This is a genomic window from Aquibium sp. A9E412 (assembly GCF_030398335.1).
Taxonomy (GTDB): domain Bacteria; phylum Pseudomonadota; class Alphaproteobacteria; order Rhizobiales; family Rhizobiaceae; genus A9E412.
The window spans coordinates 1-22,950 of the sequence record NZ_JAOAOP010000037.1 but is presented as its reverse complement, the minus strand read 5'-3'; the positions used below and the strand labels follow the sequence as shown (position 1 = coordinate 22,950).

The window sequence follows — 22,950 nt, the reverse complement described above, 5'->3', positions numbered from 1 at the left end:
CTCCCTGGAAGAACGGCGGTGGGCAAGGCGCGAGGGCCGCCGCTACATAACGGGGGTCAGGCGAAGAATCCAGCCATTGCCGGCGGCAAACGCTGGTCCAGGGCGCCGCACCCGGTGCGGCGCCCGCGCCGCGCCCTCAGACGCGCTCGGCCAGCCGCGCCTCGGCCGCCGCCACCGCCGCCTCGGCGGTGATGCCGAAGTGCCGGTAGAGCGCCTCGTACGGCGCGCTGGCGCCGAAGCCGTTCATGCCGACGAACACGCCGTCGACGCCGATGAAGCGGTCCCAGCCCTGGCGGATGCCGGCCTCGATGGCGATCCGCACCGGCGCCTCGCCGATGATCGCGGCCTGATAGTCCGGCGACTGCGCCTCGAACAGCTCGAAGCACGGCACGGAGACGACGCGCGCCGGCCGGCCCTTCTTCTCCAGCATGTCGCGCGCGGCGAGCGCGATCTCGACCTCCGAGCCGCTGGCGAACAGCGTCACCTCGGCCTCGTCGGAGGCCGGCGCCAGCACGTAGGCGCCGTGCGCGCACATGTTCTCCTCGTCGAACTCGGTGCGCACCGTGGCGAGGTTCTGGCGCGTCAGCGCCAGCGTCGAGGGCGTGGCCCGCGCCTCCAGCGCGAGCTGCCAGCACTCGGCCGTCTCCACCGCATCGGCCGGGCGGAACACGTTGTGGTTGGGAATCGCGCGCAGCGCCGCCAGATGCTCGACCGGCTGGTGCGTCGGGCCGTCCTCGCCGAGGCCGATGGAATCGTGCGTCATGACGAAGATCGAGCGGATGCCCATCAGCGAGGCGAGCCGCATGGCCGGCCGCGCATAGTCGGAGAACGCCAGGAAGGTGCCGCCATACGGAATGACGCCGCCGTGCAGCGCCATGCCGTTGATCGCGGCCGCCATGGCGTGCTCGCGGATGCCGTAATGGATGTAGCGGCCGGCGAAGTCGCCCGGCTTGACCGGCTGCGTCTGGCTGGTGCGGGTGTTGTTGGAGCCGGTCAGGTCGGCCGAGCCGCCGATCGTCTCCGGCACGCAGTCGTTGATGACCTCGAGCGCCAGCTCGGAGGCCTTGCGGGTGGCGACCTTCGGCTTGTCGTCGACCAGCGCCTTCTTGTGGTCGAGGATCGCCGCCTCGAAACCCTCCGGCAGGTCGCCGCGCATGCGCCGCTCGAACTCGCCGCGCGCTTCCGCGTCGGCCTCGGCGAGGCGCGCCTCCCAGGCCTTGCGCTCCTTGGCCGAGCGCAGCCCGGCGAGCCGCCAGTCGTCGAGGATCTCAGACGGCACGACGAAGGGCTCGGCCTCCCAGCCGAGCGCGGCGCGGGCGCCGGCGATCTCCTCGGCGCCGAGCGGCGAGCCGTGCGCCTTGGCGGTGCCGGCGCGCGTCGGCGCGCCGAAGCCGATCGTCGTCTTGAAGGCGATGAAGGTCGGCCGGTCGGACTCGTTGGCCGACTCGATCGCCGCGGCGATGGCGTCGGGATCGTGCCCGTCGGCGCGCAGCGTGTGCCAGCCGGCCGCCTCGAAGCGCGCCATCTGGTCGGTCGAATCGGCGAGCGAGACCGGCCCGTCGATGGAGATCTCGTTGTCGTCGAACAGGACGACGAGCCGCGACAGCTTCAGGTGCCCGGCGAGCGTGATCGCCTCCTGGCTGATGCCTTCCATCAGACAGCCGTCGCCGACCAGCGCATAGGTGCGGTGGCTGACCAGCTCGTCGCCGAAGCGCGCGTTGAGCAGCCGCTCGGCGAGCGCCATGCCGACCGCGTTGCCGAGCCCCTGGCCGAGCGGCCCGGTGGTCGTCTCGATGCCGGCGGCGTGGCCGTATTCCGGGTGGCCGGCGGTGCGCGAGCCGAGCTGGCGGAAGTTGCGGATCTCGTCGAGGGTGATGTCCTCGTAGCCGAGCAGGAAGAGCAGCGAGTAGAGCAGCATCGAGCCGTGCCCGGCCGACAGCACGAAGCGGTCCCGGTCGGCCCAGTCGGGCTTCTTCGGGTCGTGCTTCATGAAGCGGGTGAAGAGCACGGTGGCGATGTCGGCCGCGCCCATCGGCAGCCCGGGATGGCCGGACTTCGCCTGTTCGACGGCGTCCATCGAGAGGAACCGGATCGCGTTCGCCATCCGGTCGTGTTTTTCGCGTGAGGTCATGCTTGCTCGCTGTTCGACTGGCGGCCGCGCCAGACCGGGGCCGGGGCCGGAAAGCCCGCGACACATAGCAGAGGCCGTCGCCGAGTCAACAAAGCCCGCCGGCGCCGCGGGGCGGGCTTTCGCACCCCGGCAGGCGGCTTTGCAGGGGACAGCGGCGAGAGCTTTGTTGACGCGCGCTTCACCCGCCTCCTAATCTTTCACGGATAACATCCCACGACTGCGCGTGATTCGACCGCGGGCGGGATCGGGACGGGCGCCATGACCGGTGAGACCACACTCAGGGAAGCCATCGGCCGCCTCGACAGGGCCGTCGATGCGCTGGAGGATGCCGTCGGCGCACGGCTGGAAAAGGAGCGCGACTTCGGCGAGGCGGAGGCCGAGGTGCAGCGCATGAACGCCGACCGCGCGCGGCTGGCCAAGGACCTCGACAAGTCGGAAGCGCGCGCCGCGCGGCTCGAGGAGGCCAACCGCGAGGTCTCGCGCAGACTTGTGACGGCCATGGAGACGATCCGCGCCGTTCTCGACCGATAGGCGGCGGCCATGGCCCAGGTAACGGTGACGATCGACGGCAAGACCTACCGGATGGCCTGCGACGAGGGCCAGGAGGAGCATCTCATCGATCTCGCCGAGCGCTTCGACCGCTATGTCGGCCACCTCAAGGACTCGTTCGGCGAGATCGGCGACCAGCGCATCACCGTGATGGCGGGCATCATGGTGATGGACGAGCTCAGCGAGCTGCAGAAGCGCGTGCGCGGCATGGAGAGCGAGATCGTCACGCTGCGCAAGACGCGCGACGACGCGCTGGTCAAGGCCGACAAGAACGACGCGGCGCTGACCGGCGCGCTGACCCGGCTGGCCGAGCGGCTGGAGGGCCTGGCCGGCAAGCTCGGCAGCGGCTGAAACCTGCACCGGCCGGTCGGCGCCGCCCCTCATCCGCCCCTTCGGGGCCCCTTCTCCCCGCACGCGGGGAGAAGGGGCGGTTGACATGTCGCCTTGATGCCGGCGGCCAACGGCGCTTCGGCGAAGACGCGAAAGCATCACCGCTCCCTCTCCCCCGCGTGCGGGGAGAGGGCAGGGTGAGGGGCAGCGCCGACGGCGGCGGCGCGCGGTTTTCGCAGGGAAGGCGGCGCCCTTGCGGCCAACGCCGGCGCCGCCCCCTCATCCGCCCCTTCGGGGCACCTTCTCCCCGCATGCGGGGAGAAGGGATAGCGCTAGCTCCTCCCACCTCCAGGTGAAACACCTTCTCCCCGCATGCGGGGAGAAGGGGCGGCGGGCGGTGGCGTCCGGCGAACACGGTGCGGCGGGCGGCGCCGCTCAGCCCTCGATCGTCTCGCGCAGCATTTCCAGCTCGAGCCATTCGTCCTCGAGCCCGGCCTTTTCGGCACGCTTGCCCTCGAGCGCCCCGGCGGTGGCCGAGAAGCGCTGCGGGTCGCGCTCGTAGAGGCCCGGATCGGCGAGCTGCGCCTCGAGCCGGCCGATCTCCGCCTCCAGCGCGGCGATCCGCCCGGGCAGCGTCTCGAGCGCGTATTTCTGCTTGTAGGAGAGCTTGCGCGCATCCGAGCGCGGCTTGGCGGCCGCGGCGCCCTCGCGGGCCGGCTTGCCGGCCGCCTCCGTCCGCCGGTCGGACAGCCGCCGCACGCCGCGCTGCGCCAGCATGTCGCTGTAGCCGCCGGCATACGCGGTCCAGCGGCCGTCGCCCTCCGGCACCAGCGTGCTGGTCGCCGTGCGGTCGAGAAAGTCGCGGTCGTGGCTGACCAGCACCACCGTGCCGGGAAAGCCGGCGACCAGCTCCTGCAGCAGGTCGAGCGTCTCCATGTCGAGATCGTTGGTCGGCTCGTCGAGCACCAGCAGGTTGGCCGGCCGCGCCAGCAGCCGCGCCAGCACCAGCCGGGCGCGCTCGCCGCCCGACAGGTCGCGCACCGGCGTGCGCGCCTGCTCGGGCCGGAACAGGAAGTCCTTCATGTAGGACACGACATGGCGCTGCTCGCCGTTGACGCTCAGCATGTCGCTGCCGCCGCCGGTCAGGAAATCGGCCACCGACTGATCCGGCGCCAGCGCGCTGCGGCGCTGGTCGAGCGTGGTGACGTCGAGCCGCGCGCCGAGCCGCACCGTGCCCGCATCCGGCGCCAGATCGCCGATCAGAAGCCGGAGCAGCGTCGTCTTGCCGGCGCCGTTCGGACCGACCAGCGCGATGCGGTCGCCGCGCAGGATGCGGATCGACATGTCGCGCACGACGGCGCGCGCGCCGTAGCGCTTTTCCAGCCCCTGCGCCTCGATGACGAGCTTGCCGGAGTCCGCGGTCTCGCCGGCGCCGAGCGCCGCGGCGCCCTCGGCCCGGCGGTGCGTCCTCAGCCGTTCGCGCAGCGCATGCAGCTCGCCGAGCCGGCGCATGTTGCGCTTGCGCCGCGCCGTCACGCCGTAGCGCAGCCAGTGCTCCTCGCGCGCCACCTGGCGGCCGAGCTTGTGCAGCTCGCGCTCCTCCTCCTCGAGCACGCCGTCGCGCCAGTCCTCGAAGCGGGCGAAACCCTGCTCCAGCCGCCGCGTGCGGCCGCGGTCGAGCCACACCGTGGCGCGGCTGACGCGCTCCAGGAAGCGGCGGTCGTGCGAGATCACCACCAGCGCGGCGGCCGAGCGGGCGAGCTCGTCCTCCAGCCACTCGATGGTCGTCAGGTCGAGATGGTTGGTCGGCTCGTCGAGCAGCAGGATGTCGGGCTGCGGCGCCAAGACGCGGGCGAGCGCGGCGCGCCGCGCCTCGCCGCCCGACAGCGTCGCCGGGTCCTCCTCGCCGGAAAGCCCCAGCCGGTCGAGCACCATGACGACGCGGTTGGGGTCGTCGGCCGGCCCCAGCCCGGCCTCGACATAGCCGTGCACGCTGTCGAAGCCGGACAGGTCGGCCGCCTGCGGCAGGTAGCGCAGGGTCGCCGTCGGCTGGCGGAACACCGTCCCCTCCTGCGCCTCGGCGAGGCCGGCGGCGATCTTGAGCAGCGTCGACTTGCCCGAGCCGTTGCGGCCGACCAGCGCGATGCGCTCGCCGGGCGACACGAAGAGCTGCGCGCCGTCGAGCAGCGGCTGGCCGCCGAAGGTCAGCCGGATGCCGTCGAGCGACAGGAGCGGCGGCGCCATCGGCTCAGCCCGCCGCGTGGCCGAGCTGCGCCAGCACGATGGCGCGGCCCGCGCCGAGCGCCACGCGCAGCGTGCCGCTGACCGCGTTGGAGATCGTCAGCGACGAGCCGAACGGCACGGTGACGGCATCGAGCGGCCATTTCGCGCCGCTCACCGTCAGCCCCTCGAGCTGCGAGAAGGCGACGACGGAAAACAGCGTGCCGTCGGCGAAGTCGAAGCCCCGATCGTCGCCGGCCAGCAGCGGCCAGCCCTCCTGCGTGCCGCTCGACAGCATCACCGCCGTGCCCTCGGCAGCAAGCTTCAGCGCCTGCGCCAGATGCAGATGGCCGTGGTCGGCGCGCGGCCCGCCGAAGGCGCCGGCCATGACCAGCGCATCGGCCCCCTCGCGCCGGGCGGCGGCGATCGCCAGCTCGCCGTCGGTCTCGTCCTTGTCCTGCGGATAGACCTCGCGACGCACGCCGTTGTGGCTGCCGAGCGCCGCCGGCGGCACGGAATCGAAATCGCCGAGCCAGAGCTCCGGCACCAGGCCGAGCGGCCGGGCGTGGCGTATGCCCGAATCGGCGGCGATCACGCGCGTGCCGGCGACCTGGGCGCGCAGCCGCGGCGTCGCCTCCAGATCGCCGCCGAGCAGGATGGTGAAACGTGTCATGCCGGCGGCCTTATCACGCCTGCCCGCGCCAGCGGAAGCCGCATCGCGCGCGCTGCCGGCGCTTGCGCGTCCCGGCCCCAGCCTCTAGGGTGGCCGCGCTCTAACGGGGTGCCGGCAGCGCGCAGCGCAGCCGGCTGAGAGGCACCACGGGACCGTCCGCGGACGGTCCGGCCAACCCGCTGAACCTGATCCGGTTAACACCGGCGGAGGGATTAGACGCTCGTCACACGGCGCCTCATTCCCTTGCAACGCGAAACCAAGGAGGCGCCGATGCCGCGCAACACCGTCTTGTCCCTCACCGCCGCCGCGCTCGCCGGCGCGACGCTCGCCCTGCCGGCCGCCGCGCAGGACGCGACGCTGACCGTCTACACCTATGACAGCTTCACCGCCGACTGGGGCCCCGGCCCGCTGGTCGAAGAGGCCTTCGAGGCCGAATGCGGCTGCGACATCGCGTTCGTCACCGTGGCCGACGGCGTGGCGATGCTCAACCGCGTCCGGCTGGAGGGCGAGAACACCGACGCCGACATCGTGCTCGGCCTCGACACCAACCTGATGCAGGCGGCGCGCGAGACCGGCCTGTTCGCGCCGCACGACATCGCGCTCGACCGGGTCGACGTGCCGGGCGGCTGGGACGACGCGACCTTCGTGCCCTACGACTACGGCTATTTCGCCTTCATGTACGACACCGAGGCGATCGACACGCCGCCGCAGAGCCTGGCCGAGCTGGTCGCGGCCGGCCCGGAGCTGAAGATCGCCATCCAGGACCCGCGCACCTCGACGCCCGGCCTCGGCCTGCTGCTGTGGATGAAGGCGGTGTTCGGCGACGAGGCGGCCGACGCCTGGGCCGCGCTCGAGGACAATGTGCTGACCGTGACGCCGGGCTGGAGCGAGTCCTACGGCCTGTTCACCCAGGGCGAGGTGCCGATGGTGCTGTCCTACACCACCTCGACGGCCTATCACCGCATCGCCGAGGGCACCGACCGCTACGCCGCGGCCGCCTTCGAGGAGGGCCACTACCTGCAGATCGAGCTCGCCGCGCGCACGGTGAAGGCGGCCGACAATCCGCTGGCCGCCGAATTCCTCGCCTTCATGACCGGACCGGGCTTCCAGGACGCGATCCCGGAGACCAACTGGATGTACCCGGCCGGCGAGATCTCCGAGCCGCTCGACCCGGCCTTCTCCGACCTCGTCGAGCCGGCCGAGACGCTGATCCTGTCGCCGGAGACGGTGGCCGAGAACCGCAAGGCCTGGATCGATGAATGGCTCGCGGTGATGAGCCGCTGAGGCGCGCCGTGCCGGTCGGCGGCCGCGCCGCCGCCGGCGCGACCGCGCTGGCAGGGCTGGCGGCGCTGATCGGCGGCGCCGGCCTCGGGCTGGCCTACGCTGCGGCCGACGACTGGGGCGGCGCGCTCGACGCCTTCGACCCCTATCTGCTGCGCGTCGCCCGCTTCACGCTGTGGCAGGCGCTGCTGTCGACGCTTCTGTCGGTGCTGCCGGCGCTGTTCGTGGCGCGCGCGCTGGCGCGCCATCCGCGGCTGCCCGGCCGGGCGCTGATCCTGCAGCTCTTCGCCGTGCCGCTCGCCCTGCCGGCGATCGTCGCCGCGCTCGGCGTGCTGGCGCTCTATGGCCGGGCCGGCTTCCTCGCCGAGCTTCTGGAGGGCCTCGGCCGCACCGGCTGGCCCGGCATCTACGGGCTCGCCGGCATCCTGGTGGCGCACGTCTTCTTCAACCTGCCGCTCGCCACCCGGCTGCTCCTGGAAAGCCTGGAATCGGTGCCCAACGACCAGTGGCGGCTCGCCGCCCAGCTCGGCATGGGCGGGCGCGCCTCCTTCCGCTTCGTCGAGTGGCCGGCGCTGCGCGCCGCGCTGCCCGGCGTGGCCGGCCTCGTCTTCATGCTGTGCGCGACCTCCTTCACCATCGTGCTGACGCTCGGCGGCGGGCCGCGCGCCACCACGCTGGAGGTGGCGATCTACCAGGCGCTGCGCTTCGATTTCGATCCCGCCCGGGCGCTGGCGCTGACGCTGGTGCAGGTCGCGCTGACGGCCGTCGTCGTCCTGGCGCTCGCCCGGCTCGGCGCGGCGATGACCGGCGACGCCAGCCTGCCGGTGGCGCCGCGCCGGCCGGTGACGCGGCGGCCCGCCGAAAGCGCCGCCAACTTGGCGCTGATCGCCGCCGCGCTGGTCTTCGTCGCCGGGCCGATGGCGGCCACCGTGCTCGCCGGGCTCGGCGCCGACCTCATGCGTCTCGCCGGCGAGGCGGCGGTGCGTCGCGCCACCGCGACCAGCCTGGTGCTGTCGGCGCTGGCCGCCGCGCTGTGCCTGGTGCTCGCCTTCGCGCTGGTGGCGGCGCGCCGTGCGCTGGAGCTCGCCCGCGGGCCGCTGGCGGCGCCTACGCTCTTCGAGCGCGCCACCGACGCCGGCGCCGGCCTGGTTCTGGTGGTGCCGCCGCTGGTCATCGGCGCGGGCTGGTTCATCCTGCTGCGCGAGGCCGGCGACGTCTTCGCCTTCGCCCCGGTGATGGTGGTGACCGTCAACGCCGCGATGGCGATGCCCTTCGCCGTGCGCGCCATCCGGCCGGCCTACGACGCGGCGAGCGCCCGGCACGAGCGGCTGTGCCTGTCGCTCGGCATCGCCGGCTGGACGCGGCTCCGGCTGATCGACTGGCCGTCGCTGCGCCGGCCGATGGCGATGGCCTACGCCTTCGCCATGGCGCTGTCGCTCGGCGACCTCGGTGTAATCGCGCTGTTCGGCAGCGATGCGGTGGAGACGCTGCCCTATCTGCTGCTGGCGCGCATGGCGAGCTACCGCACGGCCGACGCCGCGGGGCTTGCACTTTTGCTCGGCATGCTGTGTCTGGCGCTGATGATCGTCTCCGACCGCCTCGCCCGCGCGCGATGACCGGACCAGCCGGTGCCGCCATCCGCCTCGATGCGGTGCGCTTCGCCTATCCCGGCGGCGCGCCGGTGCGTTTCGACGCGGCCGTCGAGGCGGCCGAGATCGTCGCCGTGATGGGGCCGAGCGGCGCCGGCAAGTCGACCCTGCTGGCGCTCATCGCCGGCTTCGAGACGCCGGCGTCGGGGCGCATCCTGATCGGCGATAGCGACGTCACCGGGCTGCCGCCGGCGCGCCGGCCGGTCTCCATGGTGTTTCAGGAGAACAACCTGTTCGCCCATCTCGACGTCGCCGCCAATGTCGGGCTCGGCCGCTCGCCGGCGCTCAGGCTCGACGCGGCCGACCGGCAGGCGGTGGCCGGGGCGATCGAGCGTGTCGGCCTGGCCGGCAAGGCGGCGCGGCTGCCGCAGGCGCTGTCGGGCGGCGAGCGCCAGCGCGTCGCGCTCGCCCGCGTCCTGGTGCGCGACCGGCCGGTGCTGCTGCTCGACGAGCCCTTCGCCTCGCTCGGGCCGGCGCTGCGCCAGGAGATGCTGGCGCTGGTCGCCGAACTGCACGCCGAGCGGCGCATGACGGTGCTGATGGCCACGCACCAGCCCGAGGATGCCGCGCGGCTCGCCGGCTCGATCCTGTTCCTGGCCGACGGCACGGTGGCCGGCACCGGCGCGGCCGCGACCTTCCTGTCAGGCGGCGGGCCGCAGGCCTTCTCGCGCTATCTCGGCGACCGTCGCATCGATGTCGCGCGGCCGCGCGAGAATGATCGCGATCATGGAATTGCCCGGAAGACGCCTTAAATGGGGGAAATAGCTTTCGGGCGGTCGCCGCGAGGGCCCTTGCGCGTTACGGCGCATCGGCTATTGGCTGGCGACGGTCCGTCCCCTGTCCGGCCGCACCGGCCGCCGCCTCGCGAAGGAGCGCGACACTGTCTGCCATGTCGATCCCGCTTCCGGTTCTCCGCCGCCCCGGCGCGGCGCTGCGGCGTCTGCGCGCCGCCGGCGCGGTCGTCGCGCTCGGCGCCGTGCTCGCCGGCTGCCAGATGGTCGGGCTCGACAGCGGCGACTTCGCCCCCTCGTCGAACCCGATCACCGTCGACACGGTCACCCGCAACGACCGGCTGGCCAAGGTGGCGCGCGAGCAGCATCCGCGCATCCTGGCCACCTATGGCGGCGAGTACTCCGATGCCAAGCTGGAGCGCGTCGTCGCCAAGGTGGTGGGCAAGCTGACGCTCGACCCGGAGAACCCGGACCAGGCGTACCGCATCACCATCCTCGATTCGCCCAACGTCAACGCCTTCGCGCTGCCCGGCGGCTATCTCTACGTGACCCGCGGCCTGCTGGCGCTGGCCAACGATTCGGCCGAGCTGGCCGCCGTGCTGGCGCACGAGATGGCGCATGTGACGGCCAATCACGGGCTGGAGCGGCAGCAGAAGGAGGCGGAGGAGATCCTCGCCTCGCAGGTCGTCAACGAGGTGCTGGGCGGCAGCCCGGTGGCGCGCGCCGCGCTGGTGCGCGGCAAGCTGCGGCTGGCGCAGTTCTCGCGCAACCAGGAGCTGCAGGCCGACGCGATCGGCATCCGCACCATGGGCCGCGTCGGCTACGACCCGTTCGCCGCCGCCCGCTTCCTGCAGTCGATGGCCGCCTATGCCGATTTCCGCAGCGTCAGCGGCGACGACGCCAGTCTCGACTTTTTGGCCACGCACCCCAACGCGCCGCAGCGCATCGAGCTGGCCAAGCGCCATGCGCGCGCCTTCGGCCAGCCCGGCGAGGCCGGCGCGCGCGACCGCGACGGGTTTCTCGCCGGCATCGACGGCATGCTGTTCGGCGACACGCCGGAAGAGGGCTTCGTGCGCGGCCGCGATTTCCTGCATCCCGGCCTCGGCGTGGCCTTCCGCGTGCCGCCGAGCTTCGTCATCGACAACGCCGCGGCGGCGGTCACCGCGACCGGGCCGGGCGAGGTGGCGATCCGCTTCGACGGCGTGTCGCTGTCGCGCCGCACGGCGCTCACCGACTACATCACCAGCGGCTGGGTCGCCGGCCTCGAACCGGGCAGCGTGCGCGCCATCGAGCTCAACGGCAACGAGGCGGCGACCGCCCGCGCGCGGGCCGACGGCTGGCAGTTTTCCATCACGGTGGTGCGCGCCGGCGACCAGGTCTATCGCCTGCTGACGGCGGCGCCGCTGTCGAGCGACCGGCTCGAGGACGTCGCCGGCGAGGTGGCGGCAAGCTTCCGCCTGCTCGACGCGCGCGAGCGCCAGGCGCTGCGGCCGCTGCGCGTGCGCGTCGTCACCGTGCGCCCCGGCCAGACGGTCGGCACGCTCGCCGCGCAGATGGTGGGCATGGACCGCAAGCTGGAGCTGTTCCGGCTGCTCAACGCACTGGGTCCCGGGGCGACGCTGTCGGCCGGCGACCGGGTGAAGATCGTCACCGACCGCTGAGAGCGTTCCCGGCCGGGGCGCCGGACCTCGCCGAGATGCGCCGGCAGCGATGCGACGGACCGCGGCGCCGTCCGCAGCCGGCAAAGGCCGGGTTCCGCATGAATGGCTGAGAAAGCCGCCGCGCGCGGCCGTGCGAGGCTGGGTCTGGCAGCCTTCGACAGCTATCCGCCGCCGGCCCGCCGGGAGATCGGCAAGGCACCGTCGTGTCGGCCGAGGACCGCGGCGCGGTCCCCGGCGCCGGGTCTCAGGCGCCCGGCCGAAGCGCCGCCGCGTGATCGCCGGCCATCTCGGGCCGCTGGCTGACCAGCGCGCTGCGCAGCTTCTCGAGCGCCCGGCTTTCGATCTGGCGCACCCGCTCCTTGGAAATGCCGAGCCGCTCGCCGAGCGATTCCAGCGTCGCGCCGTCCTCGCGCAGCCGCCGCTCGCGGATGATCTTCAGCTCGCGCTCGTTGAGCGCGCCGAGCGCGGTGTGCAGCCACTCGGCCCGACGCTCCTCGTCGATCGTCTCGCCGACGATCTCGTCGGGCAGCGGGCTGTCGGAGACCAGGAAGTCCATGCGGTCCGAGGCGCCCGAGCCGTCGTCGATCACCGGCGCGTTGAGCGAGGTGTCGGGGCCCGACAGCCGCGAATCCATCAGCGCGACGTCCGACACCGACACGCCGAGCGCCATCGCCACCTCGCGGTAGACGTTGTCGCTGGGCAGCGTGTCGCCGCCCTGTGCCAGCCGCGCGCGCAGCCGCCGCAGGTTGAAGAACAGCGCCTTCTGCGCCGAGCTGGTGCCGCCGCGCACGATCGACCAGTTGCGCAGGATGTAGTCCTGGATCGAGGCGCGGATCCACCACGAGGCATAGGTCGAGAAGCGCACCAGGCGGTCGGGCTCGAAGCGGGCGGCCGCCTCCAGCAGGCCGACATGGCCCTCCTGGATGAGATCGTTCATCGGCAGGCCGAAATGGCGGAACTTGGCCGCCATGGCGATGACCAGCCGCATGTGCGCCATCGTCATGACGTGCAGCGCTTCCTGGTCGCGTTTTTCCTTCCAGCGCACCGCCAGCTCGTGCTCTTCGTCGCGGGCCAGGTAGGGGGCCTTCATGGCCGCCTTGACCAGTGCGTTTCGCGTCTGCTGTTCCATGGCGCGGATTCCGATCCTCGTTGCGATGGCCTGCAGGTTTCGCCGCGTGTGCGCGGATTGCCGTCAAGCCGCGTGAGACAAGACTATCCGTTACAAGGGAAGCCAACGAGTGGGCGGCGCACAAAGTTGCATCCGCCGGGGGTTTTTTCTTTCTCCGCGCAAGAAGCGGGCGCAAAAAAGCAAGACCCGGCACGCGGGCCGGGTCTTGTTGGTGGCGAGCGGTACGGTGGAGGGCCTCAGGCCGCCTCCTCCTGCTCGGTGTCCTCGTTGTCGGCCTTGGCGCCGCGCCGCGGTCCCTTGTTGAGGTTGACCTCGATCAGCCGCACCGCCTCGGTCTCCGACATCTTGTTGACCGCGGCGATCTCGCGCGCCATGCGGTCGAGCGCGGCCTCGTAGAGCTGGCGCTCGGAATAGGACTGCTCCGGCTGGTTCTCGGCGCGGTACAGGTCGCGCACCACCTCCGAGATCGAGATCAGGTCGCCGGAGTTGATCTTGGCGTCATACTCCTGCGCGCGGCGCGACCACATGGTGCGCTTGACGCGCGCGCGACCCTGCACGACCTTGAGGGCGCGGTCGACATAGTCGGTCTCCGACAGCTTGCGCATGCCGATCGAGGTCGCCTTGGCGACGGGGACCTTGAGGCGCATCTTGTCCTTCTGGAAATCGATCACGAAGAGCTCCAGCTTGTGTCCGGCCACTTCCTGTTCCTCGATGGCGACGATCTGGCCGACGCCGTGCGCCGGATAGACGATGTGCTCGCCGGTCTTGAAACCCTGACGCTGTGCCGACTTCTTCTGCTGGGTTGCCATACGCCTTAGACTCCTGTTTTTTATGGGCGGCCGACGTGTCGTCTGCCGCCAGCCGGACGCCGGGGACGCCGCAAGCGCGGCCGGTCGCTGAGGAACGCGTCGAGGGACCGGGCGGGACCAGGCGGACGTGGAAAAAGCGCCGGCGTGGCCAAGTTGCCTTGGTCCGGGGTGTTGTTGTCACCTTTCAGTGATTAACGCGTCCGCGCCATGATCGAGATTGGTCACCGGCATGTTTTGGCACGGTAACATAAAAAGCCGAGAGAATCAACAATTTGCCGCATGCGCGAAATCGCCCCGGCCGGACCCCGTGCCGGCCCTGGCGGGCATGCGCGACCAGCCCGCGGCGCCCGTGCGCCGGCGTGCTGCTCAGTCGCCCTCGCCGGGCTCCGGCGAGAAGTACTTCTCGAACTTGCCTTCCTCGCCGTCATACTTCTCGGCTTCCGGCGGCGGGTCGCGCTTGATCGTGATGTTGGGCCACTTTTCCGCGTATTCGGTGTTGACCTGCAACCACTTGTCGAGTCCCGGCTCGGTGTCCGGCTTGATCGCGTCGGCCGGGCATTCGGGCTCGCACACGCCGCAGTCGATGCACTCGTCGGGATGGATCACGAGCATGTTCTCGCCCTCGTAGAAGCAGTCCACCGGACACACCTCCACGCAGTCCATGTACTTGCACTTGATGCAGTTGTCGGTCACCAAATAGGTCATTGCGGACGTCCGGCTGTTGCCTTCCAGGGGCCTTGTCAGCGGTCAGGTAGCCGCTTTGCCATGCGGTGACAAGGGTCGCGGCTGTCGCGCGGGGCGGCGATGGGAGAACCGTTTTGCGCGGCCGCCGGCGGGGCTTCAATCCTCGCCGCGCCAGCGCTCCAGCGCCCGCCGCTCGCGCTTGGTCGGCCGCCCGGCACCGGCCTCGCGCAGCCCCGGCGGCGGGATCGGCTCGCGCTCGCGCGGCGCGGGCGGCGGCGACAGGTCCTCGTAGAGCAGCCGCGCCTCGGCGGCCGGCCCGCGCCGCGCGCCGGGCGCCAGCACCCGGTAGACCAGAACCTGCCGGTCGAGCGTGATGGTCAGCACGTCGCCCGGCTTCACCGCGTGCGCGGCCTGGGCGATCTTCTCGCGGTTGACGCGCACCCGGCCCGACTGCGCCAGGCGGGCGGCCAGCGAGCGCGACTTGACGACGCGGGCGAAGAACAGCCACCGGTCGATGCGCTGCCTGTCGCCCGCCATGGCCACTACGACTTGAGCTTGTCCTTGAGCGCGGCCAGCTTGGCGAACGGCGAGTCGGGATCGAGCCGTGCCGGGCGCTCGCCGCGCGGCCGCTCGCCGCGCCGCGGCGCGCCGTCCGACGCCGCCTTGCCCGGACGCGGCTTGCCGGGCTTGCCTGCCTTGCCCTTGCCGCCCGGGCCGCCCGGGCCGCCGGACCTGCCGCGCGCGCCGGAGCGGCCGGCGCCGTCGCCCTGCGGCCGTTTGTCGCGCCGCGGCCGCCCGTCGCCGCGGCCGGGCCGCCACACGAGAACCGTCTTCGGCTCTTCCGCCTCCGGCGCGACCGGCGCTTCACCCGCCGGAGCCTCGGCGGCGGCCTGGCCGCCCTGCGGCGCGGCGAGGCCCGCTTCGGCGGGCGCGCCGTCGGCGGGCGCGGTCTCGGCCGGCGCGGCGGCCGGTTCGCCTGGCACCGCGGGACCGGCGGCCGGTTCGACCGGCGTCCTGGACGCCGGGTCGGCCGGCGTCTCGGAAGCCGGCGCCGCCAGCGGCGCGTCCTCGCCGGAAGCGGCTGCGGCCGCCGCGGGCGCCTCCTGCTGCGCCGCTTGCGCGGTTTCCGCCGGCGCATCCGCCGCGGCCGCCGGCGTCGGGCTTTCGGCCGCCGGCGCGGCGGCATCGGCCGCCGGCACCGGGCTCTCGGCCGTCGGCTCGGCGGCATCGGCCGCCGGCGCATCGGCAGCCGCCGGCGCCGCCGCAGCCGCGGCTTCGGCATCGGCCTGCGACAGCCGTTCGGCCACCGCCTCGGCCGGCTTCGCCTCGGCGCGGTAGCCGAGCCCCTTGAGGATCGCCTCCATGTCGTCGGCCGTGGCGCCGAGGATCGACATCATCGCCGGCGTGACGACGAAGGCCTGGCCGTCATAGGCGCCGTCCGGTCGCGGCCCCTGGCCGGCCTTCCAGGCGAGCGCCGGGCGGATCAGGTCGGCGAGCCGCTCCAGAATGTCGACGCGCACCGCGCGGCGGCCGAGATTGCGGAAGCCGGCGAGCCGATAGAAGGTCGGCTCGAAGCCGGCGTCGGTGGCGAGCGAGGTGCGGCCGGCGGCCAGCGCGGCGACCACGTCACCGTAGCCCGGCTTGTCCTTGCCGTCGTTGGCGAGCGCCCACAGCAGCGTCACCAGCCCGGCCGGCGCCGGCTTGAGCAGCGCCGGCACGAAGATGTGGTAGGCGCCGAAGCGCACGCCGAGCCGGCGCAGCGCCGCGCGCGCCTCCTGGTCGAGCGCGCGCACCTCGTCGGCGACCTCGCGCCGGTTGAGCACGCCGAGATTCTCGACCAGCCGGAAGGCCAGCCCGCGCGCCATGCCCGACAGGTGGTCGGCGCGCCGGAGATCGAACAGCGGCTTCAGAAGCGTTTCGAGCTGCAGGTCGGCATAGCGCTGCGCGCGCGCCGCCACGCGCTCGCGCGCCGGCCCGGTGAGCTGCTCGTCGGCCAGGAGCACGATGCGCGGGGCGAGCGGGTCCTCGCCGACCACCAGCGTGGCCACCGGCGCGCCGAGCCAGCGCAGCAGGCCGTCGGCCCCGATCGCCAGGTCGCCGTTGGCCGCCGCCGCGAAGCGCTCCGCGCGCGCCTCGAACTCGGCCGCCAGCGCCTTCTGTGCTGCCGCCTTCACCGCCTTGGCGTCCTCGCCCTCGGCGCTGCGGTCGGCGGTGAAGCGGAAGCCCTGCAGCTCCCCGACATGATGCCCCTCGACGAGGACCTCGCCAGCGGGGCTGATTTCTGCTTCCGGCATCGTGTTTTCCCTCAGGCGCCGCATGAGCACCGATGTCCTGCGGTCTACGAATCGCTTCGTCAATCTCTCATGCAGCGCATCCGACAGCCGATCCTCGATTTCGCGCGTCCGCTCCTGCCAGTGGGCCGGATCGGCCAGCCAGCCGGGGCGGTGCGAGACGAAGGTCCAGGTGCGGATCTGCGCGATGCGCTGCGACAGCGTGTCGATGTCGCCCTCCGTCGAGGCGGCGCGGCGCACCTGCTCGGCGAGATAGTCCTCGTCGACACGGCCGTCGCGGGCGAGATCGCGATAGATCGCCGCCACCAGGTCGGCGTGCTGGGCCGGCGCGATCTTGCGGTAGTCGGGCAGGGCGCAGGCGTCCCACAGCAGCGCGACGCGCTCGCGCGTGTCGGCCAGGCCGCGGATCTCGCCGTCGCGCACGAGCTGGTCGAGCACGCGCATGTCGGCGGCCGGCAGCGCCTTGGTCAGCCCCTCGACCGGCGGCGCGACCTCGAGCGAGTCCTTGAGCGCGTCGAGGCTGGCGAAATCGAGCGCCGCCGTGCGCCACTGCAGGATCTTCACCGGTTCGAACTCGTGCCCCTCGATGCGCTCGACCAGCGCGTCGGGGAACGGATCGACCTGGCCGGTGACGCCGAAGCTGCCGTCGCGCACGTGGCGCCCGGCGCGCCCGGCGATCTGGCCGAGCTCGCCGGCCGTCAGCTCGCGATACTGGAAGCCGTCGAACTTGCGGTTCTGCGCGAAGGCGACGTGGTCGACGTCGAGGTTGAGGCCCATGCCGATGGCGTCGGTGGCGACGAGATAGTCGACGTCGCCCGACTGGTAGAGCGCCACCTGGGCGTTGCGCGTGCGCGGGCTGAGCGCGCCGAGCACCACCGCGACGCCGCCGCGCTGGCGCCGCACCAATTCGCCGATGGCGTAGACCTCGTCGGCCGAGAAGGCGACGATGGCCGAGCGCCGCGGCAGCCGCGTGAGCTTGCGCGAGCCGGCATAGGCGAGATGCGACATGCGCGGCCGCGTCACCACCGAGACACCGCGCAACAGCCGCTCCAGCACGCCGCGCATGGTGCCGGCGCCGAGCAGCAGCGTCTCCTGGCGGCCGCGCAGGTGCAGGATGCGGTCGGTGAAGATGTGGCCGCGCTCGAGATCGCCGGCGAGCTGCACCTCGTCGATCGCCACGAAGGCCGCGTCGGTCTGGCGCGGCATCGCCTCCACCGTGCACACCGAGTAGCGCGCGCCGGGCGGCGCGATCTTCTCCTCGCCGGTGATCAGGGCGACGTTCTGCGCGCCGACCTTGTCGGCCACCCGGCCGTAGACCTCGCGCGCCAGCAGCCGCAGCGGCAGGCCGATGACGCCGGATTCGTGCGCCACCATGCGCTCGATCGCCAGATGCGTCTTGCCGGTGTTGGTGGGGCCGAGCACGGCCGTCACGTCACGCCCCGACAGGATCAGCGGCTCGTCTTGGCTCTTGTGGAAATTCATGATGGCGGAAAGCGGCCCCTGTCGGGATGAGGCGTCCGGTGTCGGCCTCGGTTACCACGCCCGTGCGGGCGGTTCAAAGGCAAATGGCCGGCCGGGTCCGGCGCTTCAAGTCCCTGCCGGCGGACAGTCGCGGCATCGCGGGCGCAGCAGGGACGGTGCGCGTTAACGGCCGGAACGAGTCTGGAACGAATCGGCGACGAATCACTGACTCGCGCCGATTCCGGCTTTGTTCACCCCTAGATATGGGTTCGGCGACGGTTTTGCCACCAGATGCTGAATCGGCCGCGCGCTGTGCCGGCGCCATCCGCCGGCCGGCGTTAACCTTTTGCCCGCCGGCCGCCCCGGTGCCGCGCCGGGCGGCCGCCAAGCGGCCGGTTTCGTTAGGAAAAATGAAGCATGCCTTAACCGCGCCGGCGGCCGGCGGCACGCTCGCGTTAACGCTTCGATCAAAGCCGGAACGAAACGGCGACGAATCAGCGCGGCGCCGATGTTCCCGTTTCGTCCGCCACAACATGTGGTGTTGTCCACAGGCTGTCCACGCAATGCCCACAGGCACTCCACAGGCACGGGCGGCCGGCCGTTAACGGTTGCGTGCCGTTTCGGCACGGCGCGCGAAAACGGCGCCCGCGGGCGCCGTTAACGAATGCCGGTGATGCGCGCGGGCGCACGAGGCGTCGTCCGGAGCCTCAGGCGAGATACTGGCCGCCGTTCGCCGTCAGGGTCGAGCCGGTGATGAAGCCGGCGTCGTCGGAGGCCAGGAAGACGACGCAGCGCGCGATCTCGGCCGTCTCGCCAAGCCGGCCGACCGGGATCTGGCCGATGATCTTCTCGCGCACCGCCTCGGGAACCGCCATCACCATGTCGGTGGCGATGTAGCCCGGGCAGATCACGTTGACGGTGATGCCGGCGCGCGCGCCCTCCTGCGCCAGCGCCTTGGTGAAGCCGATGTCGCCGGCCTTGGCGGCCGAGTAGTTGGCCTGGCCCGCCTGGCCCTTCTGGCCGTTGATCGACGAGATGGTGATGATGCGCCCGAACTTGCGCTCGCGCATGCCCGGCCACAGCGGATGCGTCATGTTGAAGACGCCCGACAGGTTGGTGTCGATGACGGCGCGCCACTGCTCCGGCGTCATCTTGTGGAACATCGCGTCGCGCGTGATGCCGGCGTTGTTGACCAGCACGTCGACCGGGCCGACCGCGTCTTGCACGGCCTTGATGCCGTCGACGCAGGCCTGGTAGTCGGCCACCGACCACTTGAAGACCGGAATGCCCGTCTCCGCCTTGAATGTCTCGGCCGCCTCGTCGTTGCCCGCATAGTTCGCGGCGACGCGGTAGCCCGCCTCCTTGAGTGCCATGGAGATCGCCGCGCCGATGCCGCGCGTGCCTCCGGTGACAAGTGCCGTCCTGCTCATCCTCGTCGTTCCCCTGTTGTCGATGGTTGCTGCCGCCCGTTGGCCGGGCTTGTCGTGAAAAGGGCCGGCCGATCCGGCCGGCCCGCGGGCGTTGTGCCTAGTGCATGTTGCAGCCACGTGAAATCAGCGGCCGTGGCCGACGCGCCGCAGGACCGGCGAGACCGGCCGCAAGCGCGTGCCACGACCGCTGCCCGCGTCGCCGCAGCACGATCTAGAGCGCCTCGACGCACATGGCGACGCCCATGCCGCCGCCGATGCACAGCGTGGCAAGCCCCTTCCTGGCGCCGCGCCGGCGCATCTCGTAGACCAGCGTGTTGAAGATGCGCGCGCCGGACGCGCCGATCGGATGGCCGATGGCGATCGCCCCGCCATTGACGTTGACGATCTCCGGGTTCCAGCCCATGTCGCTGTTGACCGCGCAGGCCTGCGCGGCGAACGCCTCGTTGGCCTCGACCAGATCGAGATCCTCCGGCTTCCAGCCCGCCTTCTCCAGCGCCTTGCGCGAGGCGGGGATCGGCCCGGTGCCCATGATCTTCGGGTCGACGCCGGCCGTCGCCCAGGAGACGAGCCGGGCAAGCGGCTTCACGCCGCGCCGCTCGGCCTCCGCCTCGCTCATCAGCACGATGGCGGCCGCCCCGTCGTTGATGCCCGAGGCGTTGGCCGCCGTCACCGAGCCTTCCTTGTCGAAGGCCGGGCGCAGCTTCTGCATGCCGTCCAGCGTGGCGCCGTGGCGGATGTACTCGTCCTTGTCGACGACGGTGTCGCCCTTGCGCGACTTGACGGTGACGGGAACGATCTCCTCGTCGAAGCGGCCGGCCTTCTGGGCCGCCTCCGCCTTGTTCTGCGAGGCGAGCGCGAAGGCGTCCTGCACCTCGCGGGTGATCTGGAACTGGCGCGCCACGTTCTCCGCCGTCACGCCCATGTGGTAGCCGTTGAAGGCGTCCCACAGGCCGTCGCGGATCATCGTGTCGATCATCGCGTAGTCGCCCATCTTCACCCCGTTGCGCAGATGCGCGCAGTGCGGCGCCAGCGACATCGACTCCTGGCCGCCCGCCACGATGATGCCGGCGTCGCCGGCGGCGATCTGCTGCATGCCGATGGCGATCGTCCTGAGACCCGAGCCGCACACCTGGTTGAGGCCCCAGGCGGTGGCCGATTCCGGCACGCCGGCCGCGATCGCCGCCTGGCGTGCCGGGTTCTGGCCCTGGCCGGCGGTCAGCACCTGGCCGAGGATCACCTCGTCGACCTCGCCGCCCTCGACGCCGGCGCGCGCCAGCGCCTCGCGGATGGCGACCGCGCCGAGATCATGCGCCGGCAGGCTGGCGAAGGAGCCGTTGAAGGAGCCCACCGGGGTGCGCGCGGCACCGGCGACGACGATGGCGTTCGTGGCGGTCATGACTGTCTCCCGTGACAATTGGATGGCGGCCCGGCAGCCGCGGTTCCGCTTGTTCTTGCCCGATCCGGGAACCGAGTCAAACGGTGCGCGGGCCATGCGGCGCCCGTTTGCGCCGCAATGCGGCAGGCATCTGCCGCGCTGCACAAAGCGCTTTCATTTGCCGCCGGTTTGCGCATATCCTCGCCGCGACGGTGCCGCGGCCGCCCGTCGCCCCGACGGCCGCGCAGACAGGGAGGCCCCTGATGCCCGCCAAGAACGACACGGTGGTGATCAAGAAATACGCCAACCGCCGGCTCTACAACACGGGCACCAGCACCTATGTGACGCTCGAGGACCTCGCCGACATGGTCAAGCGCGACGAGGACTTCGTCGTGCAGGACGCCAAAACCGGGACCGACATCACCCATTCGGTGCTGACCCAGATCATCTTCGAGCTGGAGAACCGCAAGGAGGGGCAGAGCATGCTGCCGGTGCCCTTTCTGCGCCAGCTCATCTCGTTTTACGGCGATCAGATGCAGATGATCGTGCCGAGCTTCCTCGAGCAGTCGATGATCGCCTTCTCCAAGGAGCAGGAGCGGCTGCGCGAGCAGATGCGCGAGACCTTCGGCCAGTCGCCGATGGACATGATGAACATGGCCGCGCCGATGAAGATGATGGAGGAGCAGGCGCGCCGCAACATGGAGATGTTCCAGAACGCGATGCGCATGTTCACGCCGTTTCCCGGCGCCGCGTCGAACGGCGCCGAGCCGGCCGCCGACCGGCCGGAGACGAAGCCGGCGCACGAAGGCGAGCCGCAGCAGGACGACCTGCGCGACCTGCGCGACCAGATCGCCGCCATGCAGCGCAAGATCGATTCCATGGACAAGGGCTGAGCGGCGGCCCGCGAAGCCGCCGCGCCGCGCCTGCAGACCGGGCCGGGCGGCCCGGCCCGGAAAGGCCTCAGGCGGCCTGCTTCTTCGGCGTGATCAGGCCGCGCGCGACGAGCAGCTCGGCGATCTGCACCGTGTTGAGCGCCGCCCCCTTGCGCAGATTGTCCGACACCACCCACAGCGCCAGGCCGTTCTCGGCCGTCGCATCCTCGCGGATGCGGCTGATGTAGGTGGCGTCCTCGCCGGCCGACTCGACCGGCGTCACGTAGCCGCCGTCCTCGTGCTTGTCGACGACCAGGCAGCCCGGCGCCTCGCGCAGGATGTCGCGCGCCTCGTCGGGCGTGATCGGGCGCTCGAACTCGATGTTCACCGCCTCGGAATGGCCGATGAAGACGGGCACGCGCACGCAGGTGGCGAACAGCCGGATCTTGGGATCCAGCATCTTCTTGGTCTCGGCCACCATCTTCCACTCTTCCTTGGTCGAGCCGTCCTCCATGAAGACGTCGATGTGCGGAATCACGTTGAAGGCGATGCGCTTGGTGAACTTCTTGTTCGAGATCGGGTCGGCGACGAAGACGGCGCGCGTCTGCTCGAACAGCTCGTCCATGCCGTCCTTGCCGGCGCCGGAGACCGACTGGTAGGTCGACACGACGACGCGCTTGATGCCGGCCGCCTCGTGCAGCGGCTTGAGCGCGACGACGAGCTGCGCGGTCGAGCAGTTCGGGTTGGCGATGATGTTCTTCTTGCCGAAGCCGTCGATGGCGTCCGGATTGACCTCCGGCACGATCAGCGGCACGTCGGCGTCGTAGCGCCAGGCCGACGAGTTGTCGATGACGACGCAGCCCTGCCGGCCGATGCGCGGCGAGTGCTCCTTGGAGATCGTGCCGCCGGCCGACATCAGGCACAGGTCGGTGTCGGAGAAGTCGTAGGCGTCGAGCGCCTTCACCTTCAGGGTCTTGTCGCCGTAGGAGACCTCGGTGCCGACCGAGCGGCGCGAGGCGAGCGGCACGATCTCGTCGGCCGGGAAGCCGCGCTCCTCGAGGATGTTGAGCATTTCGCGGCCGACATTTCCGGTGGCGCCGGCAACGGCAATCTTGAAACCCATGGGACCTTCGATTCCTGTCTTGGCGGGGCGCGAACGCCCGCGCTGGTGTCCGGTCATTCCCCCGCGGCGGCAGAGATGTGTCAGCCTGCCGGGCAAGAGTCAACTTGCGCGGGGGGCGTGGACGCGGCCGCGCGCGCCGGCGGCGACTACCGGCCGAGCCGGCCGTCGAGCTTTGCCAGCGCGCGCTTGGCCGCGCGGTGCGCCTCGGCGCGCAGCAGGTGGAACGACGTCTTGGGCGCCGGCATCGTGGTGACCGGCGGCGCGAAGACGAAGCCCGCCCGCGCGAAGCGCGCAGCCGTGAAATAGGTGAACCAGGCGCCGAAGAACAGCCCCGCGACCACATCGCTCGGATAATGCGCGCCGACGACGACGCGCGTGAAGCCGACCCACACGGCGATGACGAGCGCGGCGAGCCGCAGCCGCGGGAAGAGGAGCGCCAGCGAGGCGGTGACCGCGCCGACCGTCGTGGCATGGCCGGAGGGAAAGCTGGCGAAGCTGGCGTCGAGCGTCCAGCTGTCGAAATGATAGGCGCCGAGCTCGGCGAAATGGCG

At 71.7% G+C, this 22,950-nt stretch carries 19 protein-coding genes and 1 riboswitch; of the genes, 7 read left to right on the top strand and 12 right to left on the bottom strand.

What is annotated here, in order from left to right; translation table 11 throughout:
- Window positions 1–136: 136 nt before the first annotated feature.
- On the bottom strand, window positions 137–2,131 hold the full coding sequence (gene tkt / locus N1F89_RS13475) for a transketolase (protein WP_290084679.1): 1,995 nt from the start codon (window positions 2,129–2,131) through the stop codon (window positions 137–139).
- 258 nt (window positions 2,132–2,389) lie between these two features.
- Here tkt and N1F89_RS13470 point away from each other — a divergent pair, with 258 nt between their 5' ends.
- Both N1F89_RS13470 and N1F89_RS13465 read left to right on the top strand, forming a co-directional pair.
- Complete coding sequence (locus N1F89_RS13470; RefSeq protein ID WP_290084678.1) at window positions 2,390–2,662, top strand: DUF4164 domain-containing protein; 273 nt, start codon at window positions 2,390–2,392, stop codon at window positions 2,660–2,662.
- Between the two features lie 9 nt (window positions 2,663–2,671).
- Window positions 2,672–3,031, top strand: coding sequence for a cell division protein ZapA (locus N1F89_RS13465; protein ID WP_290084677.1), 360 nt, complete (start codon window positions 2,672–2,674; stop codon window positions 3,029–3,031).
- A gap of 414 nt (window positions 3,032–3,445) precedes the next feature.
- On the opposite strand, the gene N1F89_RS13460 is transcribed toward N1F89_RS13465, so the two are convergent.
- Together N1F89_RS13460 and N1F89_RS13455 are read right to left on the bottom strand one after the other, a co-directional pair.
- Window positions 3,446–5,254, bottom strand: coding sequence for an ATP-binding cassette domain-containing protein (locus N1F89_RS13460; RefSeq protein ID WP_290084676.1), 1,809 nt, complete (start codon window positions 5,252–5,254; stop codon window positions 3,446–3,448).
- Window positions 5,255–5,258: 4 nt separating this feature from the next.
- On the bottom strand, window positions 5,259–5,903 hold the full coding sequence (locus tag N1F89_RS13455; RefSeq protein ID WP_290084675.1) for a thiamine diphosphokinase: 645 nt from the start codon (window positions 5,901–5,903) through the stop codon (window positions 5,259–5,261).
- A gap of 94 nt (window positions 5,904–5,997) precedes the next feature.
- Window positions 5,998–6,132, top strand: a riboswitch (TPP riboswitch).
- A gap of 41 nt (window positions 6,133–6,173) precedes the next feature.
- Between N1F89_RS13455 and thiB the strand changes: the two genes are divergently transcribed.
- The 4 genes from thiB to N1F89_RS13435 all read left to right on the top strand — a co-directional run bounded on the left by thiB (window position 6,174) and on the right by N1F89_RS13435 (window position 11,225).
- A complete protein-coding gene (thiB, locus tag N1F89_RS13450) occupies window positions 6,174–7,187 on the top strand; it encodes a thiamine ABC transporter substrate binding subunit (protein ID WP_290084674.1) in 1,014 nt (337 codons plus the stop codon).
- Window positions 7,163–8,800, top strand: coding sequence for a thiamine/thiamine pyrophosphate ABC transporter permease (gene thiP / locus N1F89_RS13445; RefSeq protein ID WP_290084673.1), 1,638 nt, complete (start codon window positions 7,163–7,165; stop codon window positions 8,798–8,800). The genes thiB and thiP overlap by 25 nt, the downstream gene beginning before the upstream one ends.
- Window positions 8,797–9,585 carry a thiamine ABC transporter ATP-binding protein gene (gene thiQ, locus N1F89_RS13440; RefSeq protein ID WP_290084672.1) on the top strand — a complete coding sequence of 263 codons (789 nt, stop codon included), beginning with the start codon at window positions 8,797–8,799 and terminating at the stop codon, window positions 9,583–9,585. Before thiP ends, thiQ begins: the two co-directional genes overlap by 4 nt.
- A 242-nt stretch (window positions 9,586–9,827) precedes the next feature.
- A complete protein-coding gene (locus N1F89_RS13435) occupies window positions 9,828–11,225 on the top strand; it encodes a M48 family metalloprotease (protein ID WP_290084691.1) in 1,398 nt (465 codons plus the stop codon).
- 244 nt (window positions 11,226–11,469) lie between these two features.
- Here the strand turns inward: N1F89_RS13435 and N1F89_RS13430 are convergent, their stop codons facing one another.
- The 7 genes from N1F89_RS13430 to N1F89_RS13400 all read right to left on the bottom strand — a co-directional run bounded on the left by N1F89_RS13430 (window position 11,470) and on the right by N1F89_RS13400 (window position 20,425).
- A complete protein-coding gene (locus N1F89_RS13430; protein WP_290084671.1) occupies window positions 11,470–12,354 on the bottom strand; it encodes an RNA polymerase factor sigma-32 in 885 nt (294 codons plus the stop codon).
- A 236-nt stretch (window positions 12,355–12,590) separates the two neighbouring features.
- Complete coding sequence (locus N1F89_RS13425) at window positions 12,591–13,163, bottom strand: CarD family transcriptional regulator (protein ID WP_290084669.1); 573 nt, start codon at window positions 13,161–13,163, stop codon at window positions 12,591–12,593.
- A gap of 366 nt (window positions 13,164–13,529) precedes the next feature.
- Window positions 13,530–13,868, bottom strand: a complete 339-nt coding sequence (gene fdxA / locus N1F89_RS13420) for a ferredoxin FdxA (protein WP_290084668.1) — start codon at window positions 13,866–13,868, stop codon at window positions 13,530–13,532.
- A 135-nt stretch (window positions 13,869–14,003) separates the two neighbouring features.
- Complete coding sequence (locus N1F89_RS13415; protein ID WP_290084667.1) at window positions 14,004–14,384, bottom strand: RNA-binding S4 domain-containing protein; 381 nt, start codon at window positions 14,382–14,384, stop codon at window positions 14,004–14,006.
- Between the two features lie 5 nt (window positions 14,385–14,389).
- Window positions 14,390–17,620 (bottom strand): helicase-related protein, encoded by a 3,231-nt coding sequence (locus N1F89_RS13410; RefSeq protein ID WP_290084666.1) that lies wholly within the window; start codon window positions 17,618–17,620, stop codon window positions 14,390–14,392.
- A gap of 686 nt (window positions 17,621–18,306) precedes the next feature.
- A complete protein-coding gene (phbB, locus tag N1F89_RS13405; RefSeq protein ID WP_290084665.1) occupies window positions 18,307–19,029 on the bottom strand; it encodes an acetoacetyl-CoA reductase in 723 nt (240 codons plus the stop codon).
- A 211-nt stretch (window positions 19,030–19,240) separates the two neighbouring features.
- Entirely contained in the window at window positions 19,241–20,425 is a 1,185-nt protein-coding gene (locus N1F89_RS13400; protein ID WP_290084664.1) for an acetyl-CoA C-acetyltransferase, read from the bottom strand.
- 242 nt (window positions 20,426–20,667) lie between these two features.
- On the opposite strand from N1F89_RS13400, the gene phaR reads away from it, so the two are divergent.
- Window positions 20,668–21,297, top strand: coding sequence for a polyhydroxyalkanoate synthesis repressor PhaR (gene phaR, locus N1F89_RS13395; protein ID WP_290084663.1), 630 nt, complete (start codon window positions 20,668–20,670; stop codon window positions 21,295–21,297).
- Window positions 21,298–21,364: 67 nt separating this feature from the next.
- On the opposite strand, the gene N1F89_RS13390 is transcribed toward phaR, so the two are convergent.
- Both N1F89_RS13390 and N1F89_RS13385 read right to left on the bottom strand, forming a co-directional pair.
- Window positions 21,365–22,399 (bottom strand): aspartate-semialdehyde dehydrogenase, encoded by a 1,035-nt coding sequence (locus tag N1F89_RS13390; protein WP_290084662.1) that lies wholly within the window; start codon window positions 22,397–22,399, stop codon window positions 21,365–21,367.
- 146 nt (window positions 22,400–22,545) lie between these two features.
- The coding region (locus N1F89_RS13385) for a phosphatase PAP2 family protein (protein WP_290084661.1) at window positions 22,546–22,950 on the bottom strand (405 nt) is incomplete at its 5' end.

Coding starts and splice junctions, on each gene's coding strand:
- thiQ (WP_290084672.1), top strand. CDS start 8,797: ATGACCGGACCAGCCGGTGCCGCCATCCGCCTCGATGCGGTGCGCTTC.
- phaR (WP_290084663.1), top strand. CDS start 20,668: ATGCCCGCCAAGAACGACACGGTGGTGATCAAGAAATACGCCAACCGC.
- N1F89_RS13460 (WP_290084676.1), bottom strand. CDS start 5,254: ATGGCGCCGCCGCTCCTGTCGCTCGACGGCATCCGGCTGACCTTCGGC.
- N1F89_RS13400 (WP_290084664.1), bottom strand. CDS start 20,425: ATGACCGCCACGAACGCCATCGTCGTCGCCGGTGCCGCGCGCACCCCG.
- N1F89_RS13465 (WP_290084677.1), top strand. CDS start 2,672: ATGGCCCAGGTAACGGTGACGATCGACGGCAAGACCTACCGGATGGCC.
- N1F89_RS13470 (WP_290084678.1), top strand. CDS start 2,390: ATGACCGGTGAGACCACACTCAGGGAAGCCATCGGCCGCCTCGACAGG.
- tkt (WP_290084679.1), bottom strand. CDS start 2,131: ATGACCTCACGCGAAAAACACGACCGGATGGCGAACGCGATCCGGTTC.
- N1F89_RS13435 (WP_290084691.1), top strand. CDS start 9,828: ATGGTCGGGCTCGACAGCGGCGACTTCGCCCCCTCGTCGAACCCGATC.
- N1F89_RS13425 (WP_290084669.1), bottom strand. CDS start 13,163: ATGGCAACCCAGCAGAAGAAGTCGGCACAGCGTCAGGGTTTCAAGACC.
- phbB (WP_290084665.1), bottom strand. CDS start 19,029: ATGAGCAGGACGGCACTTGTCACCGGAGGCACGCGCGGCATCGGCGCG.
- thiP (WP_290084673.1), top strand. CDS start 7,163: ATGGCTCGCGGTGATGAGCCGCTGAGGCGCGCCGTGCCGGTCGGCGGC.
- N1F89_RS13430 (WP_290084671.1), bottom strand. CDS start 12,354: ATGGAACAGCAGACGCGAAACGCACTGGTCAAGGCGGCCATGAAGGCC.
- N1F89_RS13415 (WP_290084667.1), bottom strand. CDS start 14,384: ATGGCGGGCGACAGGCAGCGCATCGACCGGTGGCTGTTCTTCGCCCGC.
- N1F89_RS13390 (WP_290084662.1), bottom strand. CDS start 22,399: ATGGGTTTCAAGATTGCCGTTGCCGGCGCCACCGGAAATGTCGGCCGC.
- N1F89_RS13410 (WP_290084666.1), bottom strand. CDS start 17,620: ATGAATTTCCACAAGAGCCAAGACGAGCCGCTGATCCTGTCGGGGCGT.
- N1F89_RS13455 (WP_290084675.1), bottom strand. CDS start 5,903: ATGACACGTTTCACCATCCTGCTCGGCGGCGATCTGGAGGCGACGCCG.
- thiB (WP_290084674.1), top strand. CDS start 6,174: ATGCCGCGCAACACCGTCTTGTCCCTCACCGCCGCCGCGCTCGCCGGC.
- fdxA (WP_290084668.1), bottom strand. CDS start 13,868: ATGACCTATTTGGTGACCGACAACTGCATCAAGTGCAAGTACATGGAC.